The sequence below is a fragment of the Microcystis viridis FACHB-1342 genome (assembly GCF_014698335.1).
GTDB lineage: Bacteria > Cyanobacteriota > Cyanobacteriia > Cyanobacteriales > Microcystaceae > Microcystis > Microcystis ichthyoblabe_A.
This window is the reverse complement of sequence record NZ_JACJSV010000023.1, coordinates 46,714-57,158: the sequence shown is the minus strand read 5'-3', so window position 1 is coordinate 57,158 and position 10,445 is coordinate 46,714. Positions and strand designations below refer to the sequence as shown.

Genomic DNA, 10,445 nt, shown 5'->3' with positions numbered 1-10,445 from the left:
CTCATCAAATTAGTCCCCCCATAGAACCCCCTTGAGCCATCTTGCACACTTTTCTCTTTTTGTCAAATTTTATGTTAAGAAAGATGTGACTAATGGATAGCTTGATAAGGGGGGTGTCTGACAACTTTTAACACCTACCTACTTAATTATTTTAAGGTGGTGATTCGGTAGTAGTGAAAAAAATGAACTACCCCGCCGCAAGCGGACGGGGTATCAGAATCAAAATAGACTCAATTGTAGATTTTGGTGTAGCTGCAGGTATTCTTTATCTTGTTCTTTTACATATCTCGCTATCATACCTTCATCCCCATGCTTTCCTACCGTACTTGCGTAATATCCATCACTCCAAAACTCTCCTCCCCACAACTGCTTTGGCTCTTCTCGGCTTTGTGTGATAAGTTTTGCTTATAGAATCGTGAAATGCTTACTGGACAAGACTTTTAAGACTATTTTGCAGAAGAAACTATCAGTATAGACCTCGTTTCCACACAGAAACCAGAAGAGCCCTGCTTTTTCACTTGAGGACACTTTTTGAAAATTTCTCTCGCCGTTATACTTTTAATCATTGTCACGATCCTTGTCACACTATAAGTCGGTACTGATTGCACCAGAAAATGCACATGATCTTTATCCACTCCAATTTCTACAAACTTGATCTCGTATCGTTTTTCCATCTCTAGACAGACTTCTTTCAACAAGCTATCTACCTGTTCGTCGAAAACGGCTTTACGATATTTGGCTGGGAACACTAAATGATATAGCAAAACACTTACATTATGGCTCTTATGGATGTATTCACTCATTTTTCTATTATACGCCGCGAGCGGCGGGGAATTAGACCCGAAGAGATTAAAAATTATCTCTCTAATATACCGTTTCTCTCTCTATCACTATGAATACGGTCTTATCCATTAGTCACATCTTTCTTAACATTTTAACCCTTTGTAGCACAGGGCTTTCAAGACTCGGTTAACAATCTATAATATTCCTTGTTGACACCCTTACTGACAAAGAAAAAACTGAAATCAAGTCAGGATAAGGGTTAGAATGCTTACTGACAAAATTGTTAAGAAATATCCCTATAAGGGATAGGGTACTTATTAATTTTCCTGCATTTTTCTGCTCACTTTGTTATTTTCGCTCTTCTGCTCGGCTCTTCTCGACTTTGTGTGATAATTTTTGCTTATGGAATCGTGAAATGCTTATCGGGTAACACTTTTAGGACTATTTTGTCGAAGAAACTATCAGTATAGACCTCGTTTCCACACAGAAACCAGAAGAGCCTCTGCTCTGACACCAGATTTTTTGTTCTCGAGGATTTGTCGGTCTTTTTTCACCATTTCTTTTAAAGAGTAACTCCACCGTCCACAGGTAAAACCACACCTGTCATATAGGGGTTGATAATCAAACTCAATACTGCTAGGGCGACTTCTTCGGGTTGCCCTAAATGTTCGACAGGTAGGGCAGAAACCGCCCATTTGCTCAAGTCCGAGCGTTCTGAATCACCTTGACTGCTCCAGATACTTGTATCTTCTATTAATCCGGGGGCAACAACGTTAACGCGAATAGGAGCGATTTCTAGGGCGAGGGCGCGTCCAAATACGGCTACAGCACTATTAGCGGCGGCTATGACGGAAATTCCGCCCATTTTGGAATATTTGAATATAGTGACGCTGGATGTCAGGGTAATAGAACCGTCCTTGGCCAAAGTTTTCAGGGAGCTACGCACGGCTAAAAAGGTTGCCCAGAATTTCTCCATACCTCCCCGGGCCGTTTCTGTGGTCATTTCAGTTAATAAGGCTCGCGGCATATTTCTGTCTCCCAGAGAGGTGACTACTAAATGGTCAAAGTTGCCAATTTCTGCAAAAAAGGTATTAACAGAATCTTCTTGTAAAAAATTAACAGTTTTAGCTTCAATCTCCCCGGAAATTAGGGCAACGGCGGCAGCTAATTTCTCTTGAGAAGCATGGGAAAGCACCACTTTTGCCACTAGGGAGAGCAATTTTTGAGCAATCGCTAGGTCAATCCCGGAGCTTGCGCCAATAATAACGACTTTTTTACCCGATAAGGAATCAAACATTTTTTTGTCTCCAAAAATTCAAGAAAAACTGACAACTAAATCGAAGATAGATGTTGGGTTCGATCTCCCCTTAATCCCCCCTTGGTAAGGGGGATGCCGATCCCCCCTGCTACCTTAATAAAGGGGTGTCTGACAATTTTTAACATCTACCTACTTATTACAGCATATTGACTGGTTTTTGAGCAGCAACTAACCAATAAGTTATGACCGAGGAACTTAGCAAATTATCCAGAGGCTTAATGTTTAAATTATAGATCTCTTCGTCTAATTTTCCTGATTGCAATTCCTCTGTTAACCAAGACTTAAGATGGCGAAAATGTCTGAACCAGCACTCCTCCGTCACCTCGACAAATTGAACATCTTTAAACCCTGCCTGTTGATAAAGATTTTGATACTCTGCCCTATCTTTGACCGTGTTTGCTTGGGGAACTGTCCAATCCCCTAAAAGTTCCGTTGTGGCAAAACTCAGATCTGAGAGAATTAAGGTTCCCCCCGGCTTTAATACTCGCCAAGCTTCTCGGAGGAATTGCTGTCTAGTATTAAAATAAAAAGCCGCTTCTACACAAATAATTTGCTCAAAAGAATGATCGGCAAAATCCATCTCTACCGCGTCCATTAACAGAAATTTACCCTCGGGAAAATTCAAGAGACTTCTGGCAATTTGTGTCGGAGAAATGTTAATCCCCACAATTGCTGTCAATGGATAATATTTGAGAAAATAATGGGTAGTTGCTCCTAAACCTCAGCCAACGTCAAGAATTGTTCCCTGTTTGTTGGGAATAAATTCTAAAAGTTTCTCCATCAGAGTAGAGGATGCTTCCTGTTGATCTTGGGTATGGGAGAGCCAATAACCGACATTAAAAAACTCTCTTTCACCATAAAACTCTCGAATCGAAGGACTACAAATTAAATCATCGAATCTACTAATCCATTCATTTTTATCCATTTTTAAACTCACTTAACTCTTTCGGCAAAAAACTACATTAGTCTAACACGATTGGGCTTAGTAGAGCGGGAAGTGGGTTATAGCAAGGCTTACCCAACTCCTGTTAAGGTGCTAGATATTGACCGCGTGGCTGAGGCGATAGAAAAAAAAGGAGCCGCACCTTTTACCTTAGATACCGATAAATTTCCCTGAGAGGTTCAACTAACAGCCCAATTTAATGGTAAAAAAAGTTTTTATCAATTAACCTATAACCATCAATCTATATTATCATGTCTGGTCAGGGACAGAAGTTATCGCTTTTGAATTAGGAATGGGGAGCGGAGAACAGGGAAGGAAACAGGCGTACCTGATGACTCTGAATACCGCTATAAGTGTCACCGATGGGAGTGCGGGTAAGGTGAGGATTTGACTTGAGTAAGACGGCAATATATGTTACTATCACAGGGTAATCGCAGCTATATTGAAAAAGCTGCTACTCAAAACTAGGAACGACCATGAATTATCCCAATAGCGAACAAAGTAAAGCAATCCCCTTCTTTGCTCGTTTTTTATCTGTAGACCAAGACGAGGCTCCGACTCCTGATTCCCCCCCCGATTCTGAACCCGCTCCCGTTTGGACTTGGAAATGGCCTTCTGACTGGGAAGATAGTTAATTAATTTAAAGATTGCTTTCAGTAATTCACACAGAAAACAACCGCCGCCATAAGTCAAGCAGGAGTAAGATTTATGGCGGTTTTTGTTGTATTTAGGGTTTGCTGAAAAAGTCAATTGGCTCTTCTGGTTTCTGTGTGGAAACGAGGTCTATACTGATAGTTTCTTCGACAAAATAGTCCTAAAAGTGTTACCCGATAAGCATTTCACGATTCCATAAGCAAAAATTATCACACAAAGTCGAGAAGAGCCGTCAATTTGCCGGTGAGGGCAGCGGGGGGAGAAAGTGCTTAGTCAAGTCACAACTACTCTTCAGCAATTTCGACTTCTTTGGGAGCAATGGGTTCTTCGGCAGTAATTTCTACTTCAATAGCCTTTTTCAGGTTAAGTTTTAGAACTTGAGAAATTGGTAAACCTTCCACCTCATTGATGAGATATTCTTGAGTTTCTGTTTCACGACGTTTGAGATAGACCGTTTTAAGCAGTGCCTCAATGCCATAACCCGTCACAATGTCGCCAATAATGGTAGAGAGGCCTAAGACCCCAAGTCCACCAATTAGTCCCAGCGGACCGCCTAACCCAAAAAGTGCGTAAATCATCGGATAGGCAGTACCACCGGATGCGGCAACAGCAATAATGAAAATAATGCCAGGGAGTCCCAGAGAAGCAAGTTTTTGAACAACTTCATCCAGAGAAATTCCCCAGGAGACAAGTTTTTTGTTGATTTCTGTGGGATTAATTCCGAGAAAATCATTGGGAATGGCCGTTTCAGTAGTTTCCGTCATTGATGAGACTCCTAAAATCACTAAGTTGGATTGGTTGGTGGGGATTTCAGTCATATAAAATCCATGGTAAGGCAAAAGAATACAAATCGGCTGTCTAGCAATCAGATGCCTGGCAGCATTCTAAGTAGTCGTGCAAAATTAATTTCCTAGTGAAGATAGGCAAAGGGCAAGAGGCAGGAGGCAAGAGGTGGTTAGATATGTGTAATTAATTTTGCTTAGGTACTTACATCAGTCTTACTGTTCACAGAACTTGTAGAAAATCCTCAGTTCTTAGGGAAATAGCCATTTCTGTGCATTTTCGGGTTAACCCCTAGTAGTCTGTCAAGTTTGAATTGAGGGATAGAGTTTTGGCTCTACCGAATCTGTCATGCAAAACTATTAACAACTCATGCTTGTAAAGCTTGTACAGCAAGGCTTTGAGTTTTTGTTAGATTGATATTTATCAACTTTAGAGCATTGCTGTACAGAGAGGGAGCTTGGGGAATTTTCTACAGTGTAAGTTCGGAAGAACCAGAGTTTTTTTAATTTAATACGAGCATCAGCAGTAGTAGAGCATCTCCCAGAGGGCAGCCAGAATGGACAAGCTGACATTTTAGATACTGTCTCTTTTGTCAAGTTCAATTTATACTAAAATTGATACGCCTACCGATCTCGGGCAGAGCTATTGTTATCACACCGCCAGATCAATGTTAATATCCTACAGTCATCAGTTCATTTTTTTTCATGTCACGAAAGCTGCGGGGACAAGCGTTAAAGCAGTCTTAGAACCTTATGCACAACAACCTGAAAAATTCAAAATTAATCGCCCTCCCAGAATGTTAGGAGAGCAAATCAATCCCCTGTATGAAATGTGGGAATCCTCTCTTTGGCACGCTAAAGCCAGAGATATGCAAAAAGAACTGTCAGAGGAAGTATATAATAATTTTTATAAATTTTCTTTTGTCAGAAATCCTTGGGATTGGCAGGTATCCTATTATCATTTTATTCTTAAGGAGAAAGATCATGTCAGACATGAATTGGTTAAATCTCTGGACGGTTTTGAAGAATACTTGGAATGGGTTATTAGTACCAAAAATCCCTTTCCCAAAGGAGCAACTAAACTACAAAAAGACCTTATTACTGACTTAGAAGGCAAAATAATAGTTGACTTTGTTGGTAGATATGAAACTTTAGAAGCTGATTTTGATCTGGTCTGTCAAAGGCTAAATATTAAAGCTTCTCTGCCCTGTTTAAACAAGTCAAAACATCGTGATTATCGAGAATATTACAACAACAGAACCAGAAAATTAGTAGAAAAACACTTTCAGGATGACATCGCCCTATTTGGCTACACATTTGATAGTTATCAATCCCAAATTGCATCGGAAAAATTTTTCCTCACAGCTGCCGGGGGTTATTGAGAGTTTACAAAAATTTAGCTAAACCAATTTTCTGCCCAGGGGTTTAAAAGCAGCGTCTATGTGAGATATTCTAACAATAGTCCATTGACAAGACAAAATCTAATGATTTCACAAGCCTCTTCTCCCATTACCTTGACAGAGCCAGAACAAATCCAGCCAAGAAATATGAGTGACCTAATTGTCGATTATTTAGAGCAATTAGGGGTAGAATACGTTTTTGGCATCCCGGGAGGACATAATAGTGCCTTCTACGAAGCCTTAGCACGCAGCGAAAGACGCGGGGGGGTTCGTGCCGTTTTGACTTGTCACGAAACCGGCGCCGCTTTTATGGCTGATGGTTATGCTCGTGAAACCGGAAAAATCGGGGTTTGCTGCGGCACAACTGGACCCGGTAGCACCAATTTCATTACAGGATTAGCCTCAGCTTATGCTGAAGGGATACCTCTACTTGTTATCACCGCACAAACTGCCCTACCTCATTTTAGCTGGAGTGCCTTTCAAGAATCATCGCCTGATACCATTGATACAGTGGCCATGTTTAAGCACTGTACCCGTTATAATACCCTCGTTACCCACCCTAATCAATTAGAAAGAAAATTGGCAGCGGCATTAACAACAGTTTTACATTCACCTTTTGGACCGGCTCATCTTAGTATTCCTGTGAATATTTTCCGGGTTGAGTCTCCCTCATCCCTTGCTTATCCCCAGGTAACGACTCAAGCTGCTGCATTAGTTGATTTAAAAGCCTTAGATGAGCTTGATAGTACCATAAACAATATCTTAGACCAAGGTCAAACCATCGCCATCTGGGTTGGTCAAGATTGTAGGGAAGCCACCCCAGAAATTATGGCATTAGCCGAATTAATTAACGCTTCTATTGTCACAACTCAAGGTGGTAAAACCTGTGTTAATCCTTATCATCCTTTAGTAAAAGGTGTCTTTGGTTTCGCTGGACATCAAACGGCTCGTCAAGCTTTAACCGATGATTCTGTTGCTTTAATTTTAGCGGCTGGGATGAACTTAGGGCAATGGGAAACCTCGGCTTGGGATCAGGCATTGTTAACTAAAAAAATAGTTCATATTCATCACGCAAGGGACTATTTTAAAAGTTCTCCGATGGCCAGTTTACACATTCAAGGTACAATCAAAACCACCTTGGCAGAATTACTAAAAAGATTACAGAAAACTCGGCAAAGGGGACAATTAAAACCAGAGTTATCAGCGAGCTTATTCCCTGAAATTTCCCCGCCTTATCAACCCGCTCAAATTACCGTTAAACAACCGGATAGCTATCGACTTTCAGAGGATAATTCCCCCGTTAAACCCCAGCAATTAATCGGTGAACTCCTACAACATTTGCCTCCAGAAACCCGCTATTTAGTGGATGTAGGTAATTGGTTAGCTTGGACAATTCACTATTTCTTCCCACCCCGTCCGGAAAATTTCCGTTTAGCTGTGGCCACTGCCCCCATGGGTTGGGGAATTGGCAGTGCGATTGGAACAGCTATGGGGGCAAAAAATACCCCGGTTGTTTGTCTGACGGGTGATGGATGTTTCCTAATGCACGGCAACGAACTTGCTGTTGCTGTTGCTGAAAAATTACCGATTATTTTTATCATTCTTAATGATCAATCTTTTGGTATGGTTAAACACCGACATCTTCAAACGGGAGTAGAACCCCTAGAGTTTGCTTTACCGTCAGTAGATTTTAGTCAAATTGCTCGAGGAATGGGAGCGAATGGTTATATTATTCGTAATAGTCAAGACTTGCAGGGATTAGATTATGAGGCAATTTATCGGGATGGCAAACCTACCGTCTTAGATGTGCGAATTGATTCGGAATATGTTCCCCCCATAGGAATGTTTTAAAGCCACGAACAATGATCAATACCTTTAACTCAAAAGCGATGTCCTATACCGAGTTACCCGCCAAGCGATTACTAATTAATTCTTTGCCTAAAAGTGGCACTCATTTGTTGGCTAAGTCCGTTGAAATTCTGGGCTATAGAGAGCATTTTGAGGATCAAGAAATTCAAGAAGTGCCTCTATTTTTTAACTATCGAGAAGTTAAAAAAAGAATCGAGCATCAAACTCAATTTAGCCAACAACAGATTAGCATAGGGGCCTTAACCCCCTACTATGTAGATTTGGCGATTGTTCGACATTGGTTAACTCTGATTGCCCAAAAGCAATACATTTTAGGTCATATTCCTTGGACACCTCTGTTAACCCCAATTCTTCAGGAATTGAATTATCAGCATATCTTCATTATTCGTGATCCTCGTGCTGTTATAGCTTCCTCAATTCCCTTTGTTTTAGATACGGGAAAAATGCCAGCAAGACACTTTCTAGAAGAGGATTTTAAGTCCATGTCTCCTAGCCAAAGATTAGATTTTATTTTAGTGGGAGGCTATGGGGCAAAAGCGGGAGTAGAAATCAGAAATTTTGCTGAAGTGTTCCGTTCTATGTTAGCTTGGTCTCAAGAGCAAAATTGTTTATTTATCCGTTTTGAGGATCTGGTGGGAGAACAGGGAGGTGGCAAGTCGGAAAAACAAAGGGAGACGATGGAAAAAATTTGCCACCATTTGGATATTCCTTTTAGTGAAACTATTGCTTCTCAGTTGGGGGAGATTTATAACCCTTCTGCTAGAACATTTAGAATGGGTAAAATAGACGGATGGAAAGACTCAATAGAGCCGGCAGATATCGAAAAATTAAACACCTATTGTCAACCATTATGTCAAGAGGCGGGTTATGAAATGTCTTGAGTTATACCTAGGATTAGTCTGATAAATTCCCAGTTTATTGGTGATTATTTTCCTAGATATGGTACGATCCTTCCACGACTTAAAATAAGGAAACACAAAAATGGACTTACAAGCAAATCTTGAGAGATTTAAAAGCAAACACCCCATCAGTCGCAATCATTATATTTCCTATCGTAGTATATACAAAGCTACTCCCATTCTCAAATTCATATTCAAGCATTATTGCCCGATTTATCATATTTCACTAGATGAGTTTTTTGAATATTATCCCCTTTTAGCATTTATTGAATACCTTGTCTATGAAACTGATGCGGAGATCGAAAGCAATCAAAAGGATAGCAACCCATCAAGTCAGTCTTCTCTGTGGGATTCTAAAAAAATCATCATTCGATCTCTTTTAAAAGAATTTGATTTAGAAGATCCTACAATCTTAAAGCACATAGAGAATTTGGGTCAGTATTTTGAATTAGAAAGTCAGCTAGTCACCTCTGAAAAAATCACATTAGAAGATGTAATTCGTGCTTCTGAATTGCGGTCTTCTGACGAGTTAATTCTCCACTGTACCTTGATTGCTATGTCAGGTAAACCTTATAGAGATGAAATTTTTGAGATTATGTCACCTATACATATTCTGCTAGAATTTCATGATGATTTTCGTTCCTATCAAGAGGATAGGGCAGCCGGTAATTATAATACCTACTGGATGTTTCAGAAATTGTATGGAGAGGAAGCACACCATTATTTAAAAGCAGAAATAGACCGTTACAGTAAGCTATTTGAAGCAACTCTTGAACAATTATCTGAACAAGAACAAGAAGTTTATTCAGCAAAATGGTCTCGTTTATGGCAAAATGTATTTCCCTATTTCTCTAGTGCTGAACTTCTTCGTCAAGCTGTTTTAGAAGGGGTTTAAACCTGATTATTTGACCGCATAAACTTATTTGCTTAAAAATTCAAAACAAGGAGAAAACCAAATGACCCCATTGATATCCATTGAGCGGCTTAAGAGCAAACAAACTATTAGTCGAATCCCTTACATTTCCTATCATAGTCTATTCAAAGCTATTTCTGTAATCCACGTTTCTTTAAGGCTATATTGTCCGATTTATAATATTTCTGATGATGAGTTTTTTGAATTTTCTCCACTCTTAGCACTTGTGGAATCTCTGATCTATGAAACTGATATGGAGTTAGAGAGCAATCCCAAGGATAGCACCCCATTAACTCAACGTTCTCTATGGAATTCCAAAAAAATAATCATTCAATCTTTTTTAAAAGAATTTGATTTAGAAAACCCTATGATTTTAAATCACATGGAGAATCTAGGTGAATACATTGAATTAGAAAGTCAGCTAGTAGCTTCTGAAAAAATAACATTAGAGGATGTAATCCGTGCTTCCGAATTGCGTTCATCTGATTTGAGGATTATCCACACTATTCTAGTTCAGATGTCAGGTAAATCCTACAGAGCGGAAATTTTTGAAATTCTCTCACCGACAGAAATCTTGAGTGAATTTCAGGATGATTTTTGTTCCTATAAAAGGGATGTGGCAGCAGGTAATTACAATACTTACTGGATGTTTCAGAAATTGTATGGAGAAGAAGCACACCATTATTTAAAAGCAGAAATAGACCGTTATAAAAATCTATTTGAAGAGAAACTCAAGCTATTTCCTGAAGAAGAACAAGAAAGATATACAAAAAAATGGTCTCGTTTCTGGAAAAGATATTCTTATCTCTCTAGTGCTGAACTTATTCGTCAAGTAGCTCTGGAAGGGGTCGAAAATAATGAATAATTAGCCATCCCATAGCCTG

Annotated in this window: 8 protein-coding genes and 4 pseudogenes; 7 read left to right on the top strand and 5 right to left on the bottom strand. The window is 39.7% G+C overall.

Annotated features, from left to right (window positions below):
- Positions 1-219: 219 nt before the first annotated feature.
- The 4 genes and pseudogenes from H6G40_RS09785 to H6G40_RS09770 all read right to left on the bottom strand — a co-directional run.
- Positions 220-372 (bottom strand): annotated as a pseudogene (locus H6G40_RS09785) (transposase); the annotation flags it as partial.
- Positions 373-510: 138 nt separating this feature from the next.
- A pseudogene (gene tnpA / locus H6G40_RS09780) lies at positions 511-803 on the bottom strand (IS200/IS605 family transposase); the annotation flags it as partial.
- 542 nt (positions 804-1,345) lie between these two features.
- Complete coding sequence (locus H6G40_RS09775; RefSeq protein WP_002738419.1) at positions 1,346-2,080, bottom strand: SDR family oxidoreductase; 735 nt, start codon at positions 2,078-2,080, stop codon at positions 1,346-1,348.
- 157 nt (positions 2,081-2,237) lie between these two features.
- Positions 2,238-3,026 (bottom strand): annotated as a pseudogene (locus tag H6G40_RS09770) (class I SAM-dependent methyltransferase).
- A gap of 72 nt (positions 3,027-3,098) precedes the next feature.
- On the opposite strand from H6G40_RS09770, the pseudogene H6G40_RS23950 reads away from it, so the two are divergent.
- A pseudogene (locus tag H6G40_RS23950) lies at positions 3,099-3,290 on the top strand (MvdC/MvdD family ATP grasp protein); the annotation flags it as partial.
- 230 nt (positions 3,291-3,520) lie between these two features.
- Positions 3,521-3,679, top strand: coding sequence for a microviridin/marinostatin family tricyclic proteinase inhibitor (locus H6G40_RS09760; protein WP_002739260.1), 159 nt, complete (start codon positions 3,521-3,523; stop codon positions 3,677-3,679).
- A gap of 303 nt (positions 3,680-3,982) precedes the next feature.
- On the opposite strand, the gene H6G40_RS09755 is transcribed toward H6G40_RS09760, so the two are convergent.
- Complete coding sequence (locus H6G40_RS09755; RefSeq protein WP_002739088.1) at positions 3,983-4,462, bottom strand: hypothetical protein; 480 nt, start codon at positions 4,460-4,462, stop codon at positions 3,983-3,985.
- 686 nt (positions 4,463-5,148) lie between these two features.
- On the opposite strand from H6G40_RS09755, the gene H6G40_RS09750 reads away from it, so the two are divergent.
- The 5 genes from H6G40_RS09750 to H6G40_RS09730 all read left to right on the top strand — a co-directional run bounded on the left by H6G40_RS09750 (position 5,149) and on the right by H6G40_RS09730 (position 10,426).
- Positions 5,149-5,862 carry a sulfotransferase family 2 domain-containing protein gene (locus H6G40_RS09750; RefSeq protein WP_002738617.1) on the top strand — a complete coding sequence of 238 codons (714 nt, stop codon included), beginning with the start codon at positions 5,149-5,151 and terminating at the stop codon, positions 5,860-5,862.
- 102 nt (positions 5,863-5,964) lie between these two features.
- Positions 5,965-7,731, top strand: a complete 1,767-nt coding sequence (locus H6G40_RS09745; RefSeq protein ID WP_016515119.1) for a thiamine pyrophosphate-binding protein — start codon at positions 5,965-5,967, stop codon at positions 7,729-7,731.
- Between the two features lie 11 nt (positions 7,732-7,742).
- Entirely contained in the window at positions 7,743-8,630 is an 888-nt protein-coding gene (locus H6G40_RS09740; RefSeq protein WP_002739049.1) for a sulfotransferase domain-containing protein, read from the top strand.
- Between the two features lie 100 nt (positions 8,631-8,730).
- The gene (locus H6G40_RS09735; protein ID WP_002738639.1) at positions 8,731-9,543 is read left to right on the top strand and encodes a hypothetical protein; all 813 of its coding nucleotides are present in this window, start codon (positions 8,731-8,733) and stop codon (positions 9,541-9,543) included.
- A 61-nt stretch (positions 9,544-9,604) separates the two neighbouring features.
- Positions 9,605-10,426, top strand: a complete 822-nt coding sequence (locus H6G40_RS09730) for a hypothetical protein (protein WP_042791032.1) — start codon at positions 9,605-9,607, stop codon at positions 10,424-10,426.
- The last annotated feature ends 19 nt before the right edge of the window (positions 10,427-10,445 follow it).